13 protein-coding genes, 1 tRNA gene and 1 riboswitch are annotated in these 17,743 nt (G+C 46.1%); of the genes, 8 read left to right on the top strand and 6 right to left on the bottom strand.

The genetic code is table 11. From position 1 onward, the window contains the following. The first annotated feature begins 92 nt into the window (after nt 1–92). The 3 genes from ACX0G9_RS20680 (at nt 93) to ACX0G9_RS20670 (ending at nt 5,350) form a co-directional block, all read left to right on the top strand. Nucleotides 93–1,097: a hypothetical protein gene (locus ACX0G9_RS20680; RefSeq protein WP_459066854.1), complete on the top strand. Its 1,005-nt coding sequence runs from the start codon at nt 93–95 to the stop codon at nt 1,095–1,097. A gap of 139 nt (nt 1,098–1,236) precedes the next feature. Then, on the top strand, nt 1,237–3,090 hold the full coding sequence (gene glmS, locus ACX0G9_RS20675; RefSeq protein ID WP_459066853.1) for a glutamine--fructose-6-phosphate transaminase (isomerizing): 1,854 nt from the start codon (nt 1,237–1,239) through the stop codon (nt 3,088–3,090). Nucleotides 3,091–3,100: 10 nt separating this feature from the next. Continuing rightward, nucleotides 3,101–5,350: a DUF4954 family protein gene (locus tag ACX0G9_RS20670; RefSeq protein WP_459066852.1), complete on the top strand. Its 2,250-nt coding sequence runs from the start codon at nt 3,101–3,103 to the stop codon at nt 5,348–5,350. A gap of 37 nt (nt 5,351–5,387) precedes the next feature. On the opposite strand, the gene der is transcribed toward ACX0G9_RS20670, so the two are convergent. The 3 genes from der to ACX0G9_RS20655 form a co-directional block, all read right to left on the bottom strand. Next, nucleotides 5,388–6,695 (bottom strand): ribosome biogenesis GTPase Der, encoded by a 1,308-nt coding sequence (der, locus tag ACX0G9_RS20665; RefSeq protein WP_459066851.1) that lies wholly within the window; start codon nt 6,693–6,695, stop codon nt 5,388–5,390. 23 nt (nt 6,696–6,718) lie between these two features. Continuing rightward, on the bottom strand, nt 6,719–7,585 hold the full coding sequence (era, locus tag ACX0G9_RS20660) for a GTPase Era (RefSeq protein ID WP_459066850.1): 867 nt from the start codon (nt 7,583–7,585) through the stop codon (nt 6,719–6,721). Nucleotides 7,586–7,883: 298 nt separating this feature from the next. Continuing rightward, a tRNA-Met gene (locus ACX0G9_RS20655) sits at nt 7,884–7,955 on the bottom strand. A gap of 195 nt (nt 7,956–8,150) precedes the next feature. Here ACX0G9_RS20655 and ACX0G9_RS20650 point away from each other — a divergent pair. The 4 genes from ACX0G9_RS20650 (at nt 8,151) to ACX0G9_RS20635 (ending at nt 12,507) form a co-directional block, all read left to right on the top strand. Beyond that, a complete protein-coding gene (locus ACX0G9_RS20650; RefSeq protein ID WP_459066849.1) occupies nt 8,151–9,404 on the top strand; it encodes a hypothetical protein in 1,254 nt (417 codons plus the stop codon). Nucleotides 9,405–9,410: 6 nt separating this feature from the next. Then, a complete protein-coding gene (locus tag ACX0G9_RS20645; RefSeq protein WP_459066848.1) occupies nt 9,411–9,842 on the top strand; it encodes a QcrA and Rieske domain-containing protein in 432 nt (143 codons plus the stop codon). A gap of 74 nt (nt 9,843–9,916) precedes the next feature. Continuing rightward, the gene (locus ACX0G9_RS20640) at nt 9,917–11,017 is read left to right on the top strand and encodes an imelysin family protein (protein WP_459066847.1); all 1,101 of its coding nucleotides are present in this window, start codon (nt 9,917–9,919) and stop codon (nt 11,015–11,017) included. 107 nt (nt 11,018–11,124) lie between these two features. After that, nucleotides 11,125–12,507 carry a di-heme oxidoreductase family protein gene (locus ACX0G9_RS20635; protein ID WP_459066846.1) on the top strand — a complete coding sequence of 461 codons (1,383 nt, stop codon included), beginning with the start codon at nt 11,125–11,127 and terminating at the stop codon, nt 12,505–12,507. Between the two features lie 10 nt (nt 12,508–12,517). On the opposite strand, the gene ACX0G9_RS20630 is transcribed toward ACX0G9_RS20635, so the two are convergent. From ACX0G9_RS20630 to ACX0G9_RS20620, 3 genes are all read right to left on the bottom strand, one after another. After that, complete coding sequence (locus ACX0G9_RS20630) at nt 12,518–13,237, bottom strand: head GIN domain-containing protein (protein WP_459066845.1); 720 nt, start codon at nt 13,235–13,237, stop codon at nt 12,518–12,520. 22 nt (nt 13,238–13,259) lie between these two features. Then, nucleotides 13,260–13,976: a head GIN domain-containing protein gene (locus ACX0G9_RS20625; protein WP_459066844.1), complete on the bottom strand. Its 717-nt coding sequence runs from the start codon at nt 13,974–13,976 to the stop codon at nt 13,260–13,262. Nucleotides 13,977–14,037: 61 nt separating this feature from the next. Continuing rightward, entirely contained in the window at nt 14,038–14,784 is a 747-nt protein-coding gene (locus ACX0G9_RS20620) for a head GIN domain-containing protein (protein WP_459066843.1), read from the bottom strand. Nucleotides 14,785–15,037: 253 nt separating this feature from the next. Next, a riboswitch (TPP riboswitch) is annotated at nt 15,038–15,143 on the top strand. A gap of 84 nt (nt 15,144–15,227) precedes the next feature. Here ACX0G9_RS20620 and ACX0G9_RS20615 point away from each other — a divergent pair. Continuing rightward, nucleotides 15,228–17,708, top strand: a complete 2,481-nt coding sequence (locus ACX0G9_RS20615; RefSeq protein WP_459066842.1) for a TonB-dependent receptor — start codon at nt 15,228–15,230, stop codon at nt 17,706–17,708. Nucleotides 17,709–17,743: the final 35 nt, after the last annotated feature.

Genomic DNA, 17,743 nt, shown 5'->3' with positions numbered 1-17,743 from the left:
AAAAAAAGCTTGATCCCCATTAAACTTTTTATGCGGGAACCTGTCTAAAAGGTGTCAAAATAGAATTTCTGAACAGCATAAAAGCCATAGTTATGAAAACACATAAAAAATGGTTGCCAGTCCTTTTCTTTTTTACCTTGATCGGTATGGCCGGTTATGCCCAGCGGGGCGGCGGACGTGGAGGAGGTGGCGGGGGCAATCGCGGAGGAGGTGGCGGGGGAGCAAGAATGTCCGCAGGTTCCGGTATGGGCGGGGGGAGATCTTTTAGTTCCGGAGCAGGAGCCGGCAGATCCTTTAGCGGCGGCAGCAGAACATATAGCAACAGTTACGGTGGGAACAGAGGTACCAGTTATGGAGGCAACAGGATTTCCAGTTATGGCGGATCGAGGGCATCCACCATTAGGGGAACCGGCAGTACAAGTTATGGGAACAGGCCCAATAGTTATGGTAACAGATCCGCCAGTTATGGGAACAGATCAAACAGTTATGGCAACCGGTCAACAAGTTACAGGGACGTTCATGGCAACGTCTATGGCCGGAGTGGAGGATATTATGGTGGCGGGTATCGTGGTGGCAACCATGGAGGAAATTATAGAGGGTACTATGGCGGACGGGGTTATTGTGGATGGGGATACGGAGATTGGGGCTATGAAGGATGGGGTCTTGGATTGGGGTTAGGATTCGGTTTGGGGTATCCCTATGGCTACGGCTATCCTTATTCACCTTATTATGGTTATCCACCGGTGGTTATACAATCGGATCCATACCAGGATCAATATGATGCTCAGCCGGGTACGGATTATGAGGATCCGGCAGATCCTTATGATGATCAGCGGCATGATGATCAACAGCCGCCACAGTCAGGCAGCAACCCTGATAACTATAATCGTAATTATCATAATAACACTCAACAGGATCGGAGCGGCCAACCGGCCCCTCGTTATGATAACCCGGATTCTTTATCAAACAGACCCGGGACTAACCGCCCGACGTCTAATTCCCTTTCTGATGAAGACAGGGTTTGGGTAAAGGCACACTGGAAGAATACGTCCGATGGACGAATCTGGATCGAAGGATATTGGAAAAAATATTCCTGAGAGCCTTGCCTTAAGGGGCAAAAGGAGAAATATACTATTAATCTTAGTTATGACGTCCTCTATTAAATAGAGGACGTTTTCATTTAGATCAAAATATTTATATAATATTGCCCGTTGATAATCCAATAAAAATTATTCTATGTGTGGAATTGTTGCCTATATCGGACCCCGTGAAGCCTACCCCGTCATCTTAAAAGGACTCAAACGCCTGGAATACCGGGGATACGACAGTTCCGGAGTCGCACTCCTGAATAAGGACCTGCGGGTTTATAAGAAAAAAGGTAAAGTAGCAGAGTTGGAAGAGAGTTTGGTGGGAAAGGATCTGCATGCTCATGCCGGGATCGGTCATACCCGCTGGGCAACCCATGGTGAACCCAATGACCGTAATGCCCATCCCCATAACTCAGCCAGCGGCAAACTGGCCATGATCCACAACGGTATCATCGAAAACTACACCCAGCTCAAAAACGAGCTGGTCAAAAAAGGATACCAGTTCAAGAGTGATACGGATACGGAAGTATTGCTGAATTTCATAGAAGACATTCAACAGAACAATAATTGCGGGTTGGAAGAAGCTGTCCGGATCGCATTAAAAAGAGTGGTTGGCGCTTATGTTATCGTATTGCTTGACCGGGACAACCCCGACACGATCATCGCCGCAAGAAAAGGAAGCCCATTGGTGATCGGCATCGGCAAAGGGGAGCATTTTCTGGCATCCGACGCCTCCCCAATCATAGAATATACCAAGGAGGTCGTTTATGTGAACGACTATGAACTGGCTATACTGAAGGCAGATGAGTTGATCCTGAAGAATCTGGGCAATGAAAAACTGACCCCCTTTATTCAAAAACTGGATCTGGAACTGGCGGCCATTGAAAAAGTCGGATACGACCATTTCATGAAAAAAGAGATATTCGAGCAGCCGGATACGATATTCGACTGTTTGCGGGGCCGCCTCGATGCCGTCAAAGGCACGATCACCATGGCTGGCATTCAGAATAATATCGATCGACTTACGAGTGCCAACAGGATCATTATGGTTGCCTGCGGAACCAGTTGGCATGCCGGGCTGATAGCAGAATACATTTTCGAAGAATTGTGCCGCATTCCCGTCGAAGTGGAGTATGCCTCGGAATTCCGTTACCGGAACCCGGTGGTCCGTCCCGGAGATGTGATCATCGCCATTTCTCAGAGCGGAGAAACCGCAGATACGATCGTAGCGATCGAAAAGGCGAAAGAGAACGGGGCCTTCATCATGGGCGTCGTGAATGTAGTAGGATCTTCCATTGCGCGTATTTCAGACGCAGGAGCTTATACCCATGCGGGACCTGAGATCGGCGTGGCCAGTACCAAGGCCTTTACCGCTCAATTGGTTGTCCTGACGATGATCGCCTTGAAGGTCGCCAGGGAAAAAGGCACCATCGATCAAACCCGGTACATGCATTTACTGAGTGAACTGCATGAAATGCCGGGTAAAGTAAAAGAAGTATTAAAACTGGATGACCAGATCAAAGAATTAGCCAACAAATCAAAATATAAGGATTCCGGAAAAAAATCCGGCGGCGCTCTTTATCTCGGACGAGGGTATAATTTCCCGGTTGCCCTGGAAGGAGCCCTTAAATTAAAGGAGATATCTTATATCCACGCAGAGGGTTATCCTGCGGCAGAAATGAAACATGGTCCAATCGCTTTGGTAGATGAGCACTTACCAGTGGTCATCGTTGCCACCAAAGATTCTTATCATGAAAAGATCATCAGTAATATCCAGGAAATTAAAGCCAGGAAAGGGATCGTGCTGGCCGTTATCAGCCAGGGGGACGAGGTAATCGCTAAAATGGCCGATGATACGATCATGGTTCCGGAAGCCGATGAATTGGTAGCCCCCATGCTGAGTGTTATTCCGCTGCAATTATTCGCTTATCATATCGGCGTGGCCAATGGCTGTGATGTAGACAAACCAAGGAATCTGGCAAAAAGTGTAACCGTGGAATAACTCCTTTACCATGAATGAGATCAGGAAAAGCCCCATCAATTCTTTAGGCTATGACTTTATCGAAAGCGCCTATTTACCTAAAGGAAAAGACGAATATTATTTACGGGATCTTCAGAACAGGAATGTTACCGGTCACCGTCAACTAACGGCCTATGAGATAGAGGCCTTGGTTCGCAACCGGAATACATCCTCCAACTGGAACGACATTCTCGTTTCGGATTCATTTGCTCCTGAGCTGGTACAGAACTGCAAATTTTTTGGACTGATACGTATCGGCAAACTGGAGCCGTATTACCTGGAATTCCATAACCTCCGCCGCCCGGTTGGGCTTTATAACAGTACCGTTATCAGTTGCGATTTCGGGGACAATGTATGTATCGACAATACGAATTATTTATCGCATTATATTATCGGCAATGACGTCATGATCGTCAATACCAACGAACTGACGACCACCGATTATGCCAAGTTCGGGAACGGTATCCTGAAAGAGGGTGAAAACGAATCCATACGGATCTGGATGGAAGTATGTAATGAGAACGGAGGACGGAGGATCATCCCCTTTAACGGAATGCTGCCCGGTGACGCCTGGTTATGGAGCCGTTTCCGGGATGATGAAACCGTGCAAAACAAATTCAAAGCTTTCACGGAAAAGAAATTCGACAACAGAAGGGGCTATTACGGGAAAATCGGTGATCGTACCGTCATAAAAAATTGTAAGATTATTAAAGATGTATGGATCGGAAGTGATGCCTATCTGAAAGGTGCCAACAAACTGAAGAATCTTACGATCAATTCCTCCCCGCAAGCCAAATCCCAGATCGGGGAAGGATGCGAACTGGTCAATGGTATCGTAGGTTATGGCTGTCGGGTATTCTACGGGGTGAAGGCAGTTCGTTTTTTTATGGCCTCTCATTCCCAGTTGAAATACGGAGCCCGGTTGATCAACTCCTACCTGGGAAATAATTCCACCATCTCCTGTTGTGAAGTCCTGAACTCCCTCATATTTCCGGCGCATGAGCAGCACCATAACAATTCATTTCTCTGTGCGGCACTGGTCATGGGACAAAGTAATATGGCAGCAGGCGCTACCATCGGCTCCAATCACAATTCACGAAGCCCCGACGGAGAGATCGTTGCCGGGCGTGGATTCTGGCCGGGCCTTTGTGTCAGTTTGAAACACAATTCCCGGTTTGCCTCTTACGCTATCCTGGCAAAGGGGGATTATCCGGCCGAATTGGATATACCGATTCCTTTCGCCCTGATCAGTAATGATGCCAGTAAGGACGAATTGGTCGTTATGCCTGCCTATTGGTTCCTTCACAATATGTACGCACTTGCCCGCAATTCCTGGAAATACCTGGATCGGGACAAACGGATAGAGAAGACCCAATTACTCGAATTCGATTTCCTGGCACCTGATACCGTGAGTGAAATGACCGCCTCTCTTAAACAAATCAGTCTTTTCACCGGCAAAGCCTTTATCCTTCATTTAAAGCAAACCGGTCTTTCGGCACTATCGGGATCTTCCGGAAAAACAAACAAACATACGGAAGAAGAAATCCTGGCCATCGGTCAGGAACTTCTCGAAGGCCCCCAGGAAAAAGTGGATCAATTAGAGATCCTTGCCGAAGGTTTCGAGAACGGTGACCGGAAAGTGAGATTGGTGAAAGTTCATCAATCCTACCACATTTTTAAAGAACTGATTGTTTATTATACGGTAAATCAACTATTATCCCTTATCCGTTCGGAAGGAATTTCCGGCTATGATTCCTTGTTAGCTGCCTTACCGTCCAGGATATCCCTGGCTCCCTGGATCAATGCAGGCGGACAACTTATCCGGGAAACCGAATTACAAAAATTGCTGGAACAGATCCGTAATGGGAAAATAAAAGAATGGGAGCAGGTGCATCAATTCTATTCCAATCAGGGCGACCAATATAGCAGGGACAAGCTGGTCCATGCACTGGCGGCCCTGAAGGAAATGCAGGGAAAATCACTCAAACAAATGGGAAAAGAAGGCCTTCGGAATTTATTCCTCCAGGCCATTACCACCAAAGAATGGATGACCGCAGGGATCTATACTTCCCGGGCAAAGGATTATACCAATCCATTCCGTAAAATGGTCTATGAGTCTACCGAAGAAATGAATATCGTTGTCGGCGCCTTAGCCGACAACAGCTTTATCCGTCAGGAAAAAGAGGCCTTAAAAAAATACAGAAAAGAAGTCGGGACGGTTATCCAGAAATTTAAGCTATAAGCCAATTCAGGATTCAGTTCATCAATTAGATCCGGCCTTATTTTTTTCTGAAGAAGAGCCTCAGGGGAACGCCCTTAAAATTGAAATTTTCCCTCAGTTTATTTTCCAGGTAATTTTTATACGGCGTCTTAAAATCATCCGGGTAATTGGAGAAAAAAGCAAAAGAAGGAACCGCCGTATGCAATTGGGTGATGTATTTTATTTTGAGCGGATGTCCTCTGACCACCGGAGGGTGATAGGATTCCACAGCCTTGAGCATTACTTCATTCAACACCGCCGTAGGTACCTGACGTTGCCTGTTCTCATAAACTTCCAGGGCGAGTTCGATAGCTTTAAAAATACGGGTCTTTTCTAAAACCGAGATAAACAGAATAGGCACATCCGTAAAGGGAGCCATCCGCAATTTTAATTCCTTTTCATATTCTTTAGCCGTATTGGTCTCTTTTTCAACCAGGTCCCATTTATTGACCAGGACCACGATCCCCTTCCCTTTTTTGGCTGCCAGGCTGAAGATATTGAGGTCCTGTGCCGTGATCCCCTTGGAGGCATCCAGCAATAACATACAGACATCCGCTTCATCCATCGCCTTGATGGCCCGGATCACCGAATAGAACTCAAGGTCTTCATGGACCTTGGTCTTCCGGCGTATTCCTGCCGTATCGATGAGAATAAACTCTTTATTAAAAAGATTATAAGGCGTGTGAATAGTATCCCTGGTCGTGCCTGCGATATCACTCACGATCGTACGTTCCTGCCCGATCAAGGCATTCAACAGGGAGGATTTTCCTGCATTTGGCTGGCCGATAATGGCAAACTTTGGCAGAGGGCTTTCTTCGGGAATCCCTTTCTCGCTGATCAGATCCGTGATGGCATCGAGAATTTCACCGGTACCGCTACCTGACATAGAAGAAAGGAAAAAGATATTGTCGAAACCGAGACTGTAAAATTCGGTCGCTTCCAGCAAACGATCGCCGTTATCCACTTTATTGACCGCAAGAAAAACAGGTTTGGTGGTCCGCCGCAGGACATCCGCCATCGCATCATCCAGGTGAGTGATCCCTGTCGAGGTATCGACCATAAAAACGAGGGCATTCGCCTCTTCCACGGCAATCAATACCTGCTTTTTTATTTCTATTTCAAAAACATCTTCACTTTGGGGAACAAAACCTCCGGTATCGATCAGGTTAAAGGCTTTCCCGTTCCATTCCACGATACCATATTGCCGGTCGCGGGTTACCCCGCTGACATCATCGACAATAGCCTTTCGCTGTTCCAGTAAACGATTAAAAAACGTACTTTTCCCGACATTGGGTCGCCCGACAATGGCAACTGTAAATCCACTCATAAATTAATTTTTACCCCCACCCATTAATAACCGTATTCTTTTAAAAAAAGCTCACTATCCCTCCACTTCGGCCTGACTTTGACATATAATTCCAAAAAAACCTGTCTGTCGAGAAAAGCTTCAATATCCTTCCGGGCATCCGAACCCAGTTTTTTAATCATCTTGCCCCCTTCACCCAGGATAATTCCTTTCTGCGTCTCACGTTGAACGATAATATCTGCTCTTATTTTGGTCAGTGTTGTTTTTTCCTTGAACTCCTGCACCAGGACCGTAGCCTGGTAAGGAATCTCATCCCCATATAAAAAGAAGATCTTCTCCCTGATCATTTCCCCCACGAAGAATTTTGTCGGCAGATCGGTGAGATCGTCCCCCTCGAAAAAAGGATTCCCTTCCGGCAAAAAAGATAGAATCGTATCCAGCAAACCCGGAATATGCGTTTTTTTCAGCGCAGAAAGTGGGACCACTTTACGGCAATAGGGTTTGGCTTCAAAAAATTTAATCCCTTCCGTTATCGTTTCTGCATTTGCTTTATCGGTCTTGTTGAGCAGGATAATGGCAGGGGATTTTAATCGTAAGGCCTTGAATAATTGATCATTATCCTCCCAATTATCACCGATATCGACCAGTAAAAGGGATAGATCGGCATCCTCCAGTGAATTTTTTACCACCTGCATCATTTTTTCATGCAGTTTGTATTTGGGTTCGATGATCCCTGGTGTATCAGAAAAAATGATCTGGTATTCTTTTTCCGTGAGGATCCCTTTAATACGATGGCGGGTAGTTTGTACTTTAGGAGAGACAATGGCCAGCTTCTCCCCCATGAGCGCGTTGAGCAGGGTGCTTTTACCGGCATTCGGCTTACCAAATATGCTTACAAATCCAACTTTCATGTTTACATCCCTCCTTTTGCCGGCTTTCTGATTATTACAAAGATCGGACAAAGGATTTAAGCTGTGCCGGGCTTACGCCCTTTAATAATCCTGTCCGGGTTCAAGAAAAATAACCCGGCCCAGATTATTCTTTATTTAACTGCCTCCGGCAAACAGCCTCGGGCTTAATACGCCCTTTAATAATCCTGTCCGGGTTCAAGAAAAATAACCCGGCCCAGATTATTCTCTTTTTGATAACAGCCTCGGGCTTAATTAAGCCCTTTAATAAAAAAAGCCTCTCAAGAAAGAGGCCTGTTTGTTGCGAAGGGTGGGATCGAACCACCGACCTTCGGGTTATGAGCCCGACGAGCTACCGCTGCTCTACTTCGCGATGTGGACGGCAAAAGTAAAGGGATTTTTGTTCCTCACCAAATAAAGATGATTCTTTTGAGCAATCTTTTTGAAAATGAAGGCTTTACAGAAGGGTGCTTTTCAGAAAGAAGGGTAATTTCAGATTTTCCGTATCCGGTAAAAGGATTTTCCGATTACGTAAATGACTCCTTCGTAATCCCCTTTCTTTTGCAAAATGAAAAGAACAACTGTTGTTATTGGCCTTTCGCTGCTGGCCGTAACTGGAATACAGGCGCAGGTGTACCGAACCCCCGCCCAAAAACTAATGATTACCAGTGAGGATTCCTTAAATAATAATGCAGCAAAGAACAAAACAGTCATTTCCGGGTACGGAAGTGCCTTTTACCAACGAAATTTCGACCAAAGCCAATCCACGGTTACCCTGGAAAGGGCCGTCCTTTTTATAGGGCATCAATTCAATGAGAAAATTGCCTTCTTTTCCGAAATGGAGCTGGAGAACGCCAAAGTTACCGCCGGGGAAAGCGGTACCGGAGAGATCTCCATGGAACAGGCCTATTTAAAATTTAATCTTAATTCCAACCAATACCTGGTTGCCGGGCTTTTCGTTCCCAGAATTGGGCTGCTGAACGAGAACCATCTGCCTTCCAATTTTAATGGCGTTGAACGTCCGATCGTTGAAACCGTTGTTATTCCGGCTACCTGGCGCGAATTGGGGATCGGTTTTTATGGTTCTTCCGAGCGTTTACCCCTAAATTATTCGGTAGCTGTAGTAAATGGATTGAACAGCGAAGGATTTAATCATGGCGATGGTATCCGGGGAGGCCGTGCGGAAGGCAGCAGTGCCCTTGCCAATAACCTGGCCATTACCGCCTCCGTTCAATATTTATGGAAGGATTTTAAATTTCAGGTCTCCGGCTATATGGGGGGAACAGTTGGTTTAAGCAAACGAAGCGCGGACAGTTTGAATGTAGGGCTTCAAACCGGTGCCTTTGGCACCCCTCTTTATTTAGGGGAGGCAGACCTTCAATATGCGAGAAACGGTTTTTCGGCCAAAGCCCTGGTAACCTATATATCTTATCCGGATGCCGATAAAATATATAGTGCCTATGGAAAAAATGTAGCATCCGGCATGTACGGCGCCTATGCCGAACTGGCTTATGACTGGTTACATTCCAGACAGAAAACGCAGCAATTCATCAGCTTTGCCCGGATCGAAGCCCTCGATCTCAATTCAAAATTATCAACGGTACAAAAGAACCAGGACCAATACGACGGAACCTTAAAACAAACGCATCTGCTGATCGGTCTGGGTTATCTCCCTATACCCAATGTGGTCATTAAAGCGGACGTAAGGCTGCTGCATACCGGCGAACAAAACCCGGCGCTGGTCATCAACCCTGCCCCGAATGCATTGCCTTATAAACAAAATAATCAATTCCTGAATATCGGTATTGGTTATTCATTTTAAAAATTTATGGAACGCAGAGCCTTTCTTAAATCTACCTGTAATGCCTGTATGCTGGTGACGGCTGGTCTTATGCTGCCCGCCCTGACGGGTTGCGGTCCGGCTGCCTATCAGGTCATTCATACGGAGATCGTGAACGACCAGGTCGAGATTCCTTTATCAGCCTTCATCCAGTCGCCTCTGCAATTAGTAAAACCAAAAGGGTGGTTTTATACCATAGCCGTGCGAAAAAAAGAAGACAATACCTATTCCGCTCTGTTACTCAAATGCACCCATCAGGACAATCAGCTAATCGCCTCAGGCAATGGGTATAGCTGCAGTCTCCATGGAAGCGCCTTTAATAAAGAAGGGAAGGTAACAAAGGGGCCGGCAGAAAGAGCACTCAAACAATTTGAGACCACCTCCGGCCAAAACAATTTATTAATACATCTTAAGGCGTAAAAGACAATAAAATAATCATCTGATATTAAGAATCATCCATTTATAATAATCATCATTTAATAAGTAGCAGCAGCATGAAAAAATTACTCCTTTCGGCCACATCACTATATTGTTTATTTGCATTATCGTCTTGTAGTAAGTCTTCTACTACGGACAATTCACAGAGTTTCGTGTCCATCGAAACCGATGTCATCAATAATTTCGTCAACAATACAGCGCTGCCCCAATATCAGGCCCTTGTAACGGCCGGAACTAATCTTAACACCAGTATTACCACCCTGAATACCAACCCTACCGATGTCAATCTGCAGGCAGCACAGGCATCCTGGAAAGCAATGCGAACAATATGGGAAAGATGTGAAGGTTTTTTGATCGGACCGGTAGAAAGCGGCGATTATGATCCAAATACGGATACCTGGCCTACGGATTATCGTCAAATGGATTCCCTGTTGACCAGTGCCAATCCGCTTGCAGAAACGGATATTCAGAATCTTCCCCAAACGTTAAGGGGTTACCACCCTATCGAGTACCTGATCTTCGGGGAAGGTGGCAGCCGTAAGGCAAGCGAGCTGGATGCCCGGAAAAAACAATACCTGGTCAGCCTGTCGGCAGATATGCTGAATAACAATGTGAAGCTTTTACTCTCCGATTGGACTTCCGCCCCTATCAATTATGCAAATTCCATCCTTACCGCAGGAACCGGTAATACGGTATATTCTTCCAAACAGGCCTTCTTCCTTGATCTGGCAGCAGATAATGGAATGGCAGGCATTTGTAATGAGGTAGGGCAGCAGAACGAAGACGGTAAAATGTATAATCCTTTTTTCACCAAGGATTCGTCCCTGGCCGAATCTCCCTATTCCGGCAACAGCCTTATCGATTTTAAAAATAATATCGTTGGCGTTCAGCAGGTTTATTTGGGTCTGAACGGAGGTAAGGGAATAAAAGACCTGGTTGCTGCAAAAAATAAAGACCTGGATAATAAGATCCAGGCCGCTATAACCGCAGCAGTCAATTCCTTCGACAATATCAGCGGCGCCGACAACATGCGTTTTGAACTAGCGATCTTTCAGCGCAGAACACAGATCCAGACGACCATGACCCAGTTGAACGCCTTACAAACGCTGCTGGAGACTGACCTGGTTAATTTCATCAAACAGTATGTAAAGGATTAGTTCCTCTTTGATTTATCAGATACCGGCGAAAATCGAAACACCGGCAATAATCGAAATACCGGTAATAATCGAAACACCGGCAAAGACATTAAAAACAAGAAAGAAAAGTGAAGAAGTTCTATATCGTTATTGCATTGGGTGTACTTATGTATGGATTCAGCAGGTGCAATAAGGCCGGTGTTTTTCCGGAAGACAGTTATGATGACCGTATGAGCGGTGGTTCATTCACTACCCTGAACGAATCGACCCAGGCTTTTAAACAGGCTATCGATGGGCTGAGCGAGAGGCAGGAAAGAGTGCATACGATAGGGGATGGTACCTTTGACCAGGTTTTTGTCGCAGCCCCTGCCCCTCATTTTGGCGGTCTTGGGCCCGTCTTTAATAATCTTTCCTGTGTCAATTGCCATCGTAATGACGGGGGAGGATTCCCAAGTACAGGCTCATCCAATTCCGGTATGTTATTAAGGATCAGCATTCCCGGTATGGATGCACATGGGGGCCCTCTCCCAGCCCCTGGCTTCGGAGGGCAGATCCAGGATCAGGGCCTTTTAGGCATCCCTGCAGAGGCAAGTGCATCTATCAGTTATGCTGATCTTCCCGTCACCTATCCTGATGGCAGTATCGTAACCCTTCACAAACCTTCTTATGCCTTACAAAATTCTTATATCCCACTGCCGGCAGGTTATATGTTATCCCCGCGATTAGCGCCTCGTCTGGTGGGATTGGGTCTGCTGGAAAATATTCCCGAACAGACCGTTCTTTCCTTTGTCGATGCCGGAGATAAGAACGGAGATGGAATTACAGGGAAGGCCAATTATGCCTATGATGTTTATACAAAAAAAACCGAGCTTGGGAGATTTGGCTTGAAGGCAAATACCCCAACTCTTATTACCCAGGTGGCGACCGCTTATCAGCAGGATATGGGTGTGACCAGTTATGCACAAATTCAGGAGAGCGCCTTTGGCCAATCACAAATGGACTTTATTAACAAAGACGATACCAGCCCGGAATTAGTCGACACTCTTTTGAATTATGTGACCTTTTATGTACAAACATTGGCTGTTGCTGCCCGCAGGGACGTCCTGGATAGTATAAATAAAAGAGGGGCCGTCCTTTTTAACCAGGTCAATTGCTCCGGTTGCCACCGCCCGACCATGCAAACTGGCGTCAATCCGGCCATCAATTTAAGCAGTCAGCGCATTCATCCTTATACCGATCTTCTCGTCCATGACATGGGAGACGGGCTGGCTGATAACAGACCTGATTTTTTAGCTGCCGGAAAGGAATGGAGAACAACCCCTCTTTGGGGCCTGGGATTATTGGGCAAAACAAACGGGGGAACTCCATATTTCCTGCATGATGGAAGAGCCAGATCGATTGAAGAGGCAATATTATGGCATGATGGCGAAGCATCCCGTTCCAAACAACAGTTCATGCAGCTAGGTCAGGCGGACAGGGCCGCATTATTGAAATTCTTATCTTCTTTATAAAAAACCGGGGTTAACTTTTCTTTGATACATTGCTGGCCCCGCTGGAATGGAGATCCCTGATAACCCCATCACCTTTATAATAAATACTGCTGGCTCCGCTGGCGTGGGCATTTAATTCCTTATTCACGGTGATCCTGATATCCGAAGCCCCTGAAGCATGAGCCGAACAATTTTCGGTTGCCAGGTCATAGGCTTTAACATCGCTGGCTCCCGAAGACTGGATCGTTGTCAGGTTAGCTACGGTTCCGGTAATCTGAGCGTCTGAGGCTCCGCTTTGATTGATATGCAAATCGGTTACCTTCACGGCTCCCTTAAAATCACTGGCCCCCGATAAAGTAAGATCCAGGCTATTTCCGGAAATAACCCCATCCACATAAATATTACTGGATCCCGATGCCTTTAGCTTGTTCAGCATAGTGAAAGATATATAGGCTTTCATTTTTTTATTGCCGCCCGACCAGGACCAGCCCTTACTGTCAACCCATATCTTTAATATTCCATCCTGCACTTCCGTCCGGATGCGATCCCTCCACTCAATATCTTTTGCACTTACGGCTACCGTTTCCTGGTCTCCCTGACTTAAATACAGATCGATCGCATTGGAAACCTGTATTCCATTAAAATTTTTCACATTCCTCAGTTGAACATTCGGGTCATTGATAATGGTCTTCTGTGCCAGTACAGGCAAAAGAGCCACAATGCCCAATAAAAAAAAGCTTACCCGTTTCATAATATCTTTTGAAATTTATGGATCATCTTCTCGACACGCTGCCGCCGCTTCCTGTATGTACTTCTTTGATAACACCGGCTCCCAGGTAATTCACATGTCCCCCGCTATGGGCGGAAACGGCCATTTCCTTCTCTACCTTTATCTCGATCCTCCCTCCGCTGCTGGCGTTTACCGTACAATCGTCTACCTGAAGATCAAAACCCTGAAGGGAACTTCCGCTACTGGAGGAAGCTTTCAGATGGCCCGCTGTTCCGGAAATAAGCGAGCGGGCTCCGCTGCCCTGATCGATCGTCAGGTTCCCAACCTCCACTTTCCCCGTAAAATAGGCGCCGCTGGATAAATCCATGTCTAAATTAGTGGATTTAAGCGTTCCATCAACATCCACATGAGCCCCCGAAGATGCCTTCAATCCGTCAATAAGGCTGTTGGATACATAAACCTTCAACTCTTTCCTGTTCATATCGCTCCAATTAAACCCCTCATTATCATAATAAATATGCAGTACTCCTTGTTTTACTTCCGTCCGGATCCTGTTTCGGAAGGAAGGCTCCGAGGCACTGACGGCAATCGCTTTTGTTTTTCCCTGGGAAAGGTACAAATGAATACCGGTAGAAACCTTTATAGCGTGGAAATCATCCACCTCCCTCACCTGGGCATTGGGATCGTTTACGATCGTTTGTTGTGCCTGAGAGATGGAGAAAGTGCAAAACGCTGCCAGCGCAAAAAACAAATTTTTCATGGTGTTAGCAATTTTTTTTTTAGATATCCGGTATGGTTTACTTCTTTGATAATACGGCAACCTAGCTTTTTTTGCTAACGCTGCTGGATCCGCTGGAATGCAATTCTCTCATCACCGCCTCCCCCTTATAAAACACATCGCTTCCCCCGCTGGCATGAACGCTCAGCTCTTTATTGGCCGTGATATTGACATCGCTTCCTCCGCTGGCTTCCACATGACACTCCGAAGTCAGCAAATCATAGCCGTGCAGGTCGCTTCCTCCGCTGGCATGAACGGATAAGATGCTGGCCGTACCACTGAGGAACAGATCCGATCCACCGCTCTGAACGATCGAAAGATCCCGGATGGCTACCTTTCCTCTCAGATCGCTCCCTCCCGAAAAGGCCAGATCAAGCTTATCCGTCCTCAACACTTCTTCCAGGAATACATCTGATCCGCCGGAAGCACGGAGGGCATCCAATTCCCTGACCGAAACGTAGGCCTTTAATTTCTGGTTGGAATGAAAACCCCATCCCATTATGTTTTGTTCTATATAGATCTTTAATACGCCATTCTCCACTTCCGTCCTGATCCTATCCCTGGCCTGGGTGGAGGCGGCGCTGACGACAACTTTTTCACCGGTTCCCTGACTCAGATACAGGTCTATTCCACTGGAAATCTGTATGGCATGAAAACCTTTTACTTCCCTTGCCTGGGCATTATCATCCCTGATGACCTTATCCGCTTGTGCATAAAGCAAAATGCCCGTCAGGCCAAAAGCCACGAACAAAACTCCTTTTTTGAAATATCCAAAGAAAATTGATTTCATAACCGGCAGTTTAAATTTTGTTTTTTTAAAGAAATTCTGTTTAAAGACAATCTTTTTAAAGACACCCCCTGTTTAGAAATGTTGCCTGGGATGAATAGCCGGACTCCTTTTCTTGTTGCCTGGTCTTTAAAGACGACCCAATTATGGCCCTTGGTTGGACGATCGGGGTAAAGGGAATGTTACACCCTAGCTGCAATATTCTTATCTTTGCATCCGCTTCGGATGGTAAATCATTTACTGTCAGGAGCTTTTCTCAGATTCCTCGGGGTGCTTTTTCGCTGATTAGCGGATGGGCTGAGATGATACCCGTAGAACCTGATCAGGGTAATGCCTGCGCAGGGAAGGTGATTAAAACAATTTATTTCTCCCTTTTCAGCATTCCCCCAATTAAATAATTATCCGGTTAAACGTATTTTATCAGGGGTTTCTTCAAAAACACAGGGATGAAAAAAAATCTATTAGTACTCTTTTTTGGTGCCGCGTTCTGTATTGCTGACTTTCAGATCGTTATAGCACAGACCGGATCCGGATTTATTAATCAGGGAGGGATGGTTACGGATTCCCTAAGCGGGGTAGCTCTCGCAGGTGCAACCGTTGAAGGCGGTTCCATCGGTACCGTTCAGGCGGATGGGAATGGACTATTTGAATTCAGACATATCAAACCAGGTTCCTATTCCATCCGGGTCTCCAATATCGGGTACGCCCTTTTTTCCCGCGTACTCATCTTCAGCGGCGCTACATCCGCCAACCCGGTGCCCATCCCCATGACACGTATACCGTTATTTATGCAGCCAGTCGAAATCAAGGCCCTGCGGGCAGGTGAAAAGGCGCCCTTTACCAAGACCGATCTTACCAAAAAACAGATCGAACAACTCAACCTGGGACAGGACCTTCCTTTTTTGCTCAATCAAACCCCTTCGGTGGTCATCAATTCGGATGCTGGTAACGGGATAGGGTATACAGGTATCCATATACGGGGTACAGATGCCACCCGTATCAATATGACCCTTAATGGTATTCCTTATAACGATGCAGAATCGCAGAGCATCTATTTTGTGGATCTTCCCGATTTTGCCTCCTCCGTGAACAGTATCCAGATCCAGCGGGGAGTAGGCACATCCTCCAATGGGGCCGGGTCATTCGGTGCCACCATCAATTTTTCCACGAATGAATTCAATGAGAAGCCTTACGGGGAATCCAATAACACGATCGGCTCTTTTAATACCTGGAAGAATACTATAAAAGTAGGGTCCGGTCTGATTGACGGTCACTTTACCATCGATGCCCGTTTGTCGAGGGTCAGCAGCAATGGTTATATCGACCGCGCAAACAGCGATCTTAAATCCTTTTATCTGTCCACGGCCTGGTTGAACGAACATTCCTCCTTACGATTGAATGTCATGTCCGGAACGGAAAAAACCTACCAGGCCTGGAATGGCATTCCCAAGGCCAAACTCTTCGGAGATAAAGCGGCCCTGGACAAACATTACCAGGACAATCTGGGAACCTTATATTACACACAGGGGGATTCCCTGAATTTATATAATGCCAACAAACGGACGTACAATTATTTTACCTATAAAAACCAAACGGATAATTACCAGCAGGATCATTACCAATTATTCTTCAATCATCAGTTCAATGAAAAGCTATCTTTTAACGCCGCCGGTTTTTTAACCAGGGGCCGGGGATATTACGAAGAATACAAACCACAGGCGAATTACTCAGGTTACGGGCTGACCGGTCCGATCACCGGCAACGATACCCTGATGAGCACCGATCTTATCCGTCAGCAATGGCTGGATAATTATTTTTACGGAGGAATTTTTTCCGTTCAATATAAGGATCGCCAGACACAATTGACCGCCGGCGGCGGTTGGGACAGGTATGACGGGAAACACTATGGCAATATCATCTGGGCCCAGGGTGGAAATATCCCGAAAGATTATCAATACTATAACCTGCCGGCACATAAAACGGACTTTAATATCTATGGGAAATGGCAGCAACAACTGACGGATCACCTCTCTACGTTCGCGGATCTTCAATACAGAAGGGTGAATTACGACCTGCAGGGATTCCAGGACAATCCATCCCTTATGATCAAAAAGAACTATGATTTTATAAACCCCAAGGCGGGTATAACCTACACCAATCATGGTTCCCAGGCCTACCTTTCCTACTCCCGGGCAAGCCATGAACCCAACAGGGGCGACTTTGAGGCCAACCCCGATCAGCAGCCCAAACCGGAAACCCTGAATGATTTTGAATTAGGGTATGAGAAGAAAAACAATCGCTCTTCATGGGGAGTCACCGCCTACTATATGGTTTATAAAGATCAATTGGTCCTGACGGGTAAGATCAATGATGTGGGCGCTTATACGAGGACTAATATCCCGGATAGCTACCGTTTCGGTATCGAACTGCAGGGTAATACCCGGATCGCGGATTGGGTGGGCATTTCCGGAAACCTGGCCCTGAGCCGGAACAAAATAAGGAACTACACAGAGTTCGTCGATGATTATGATAATGGGGGACAACAAAAATTCTCTTATGCCCATCCGGACATCGCCTTTTCTCCGGACATCGTCGGCAGCGCGGTATTGCAGTTTTTTCCTCTTCCTCATTTTGAGATAAACCTTCCCGCCAAATATGTAAGCAAGGAATACCTGGATAATTCACAAAAGGAAACCCGGAAATTAAACGAGTATTATGTCCAGGATCTACGCCTGCTTTATACCCTGAAATTTCCTTCACTGAAGGGGATAGATCTGATTTTCCAACTGAACAATGTATTCAACAAAAAATACGAACCTAACGGGTATACTTATGGTTATTTTTACGGGGGCAGCCTGATTACAGAGAATTTTTATTTCCCCATGGCAGGGACCAATTTTATGTTCGCTGTCAATATAAAATTCTGACATTCTCAGGGAAGTTTTTGTAAATTGGTTGGATA

The sequence above is a fragment of the Flavitalea flava genome (assembly GCF_054461575.1).
This window is presented reverse-complemented; position numbering and strand designations above follow the sequence as displayed.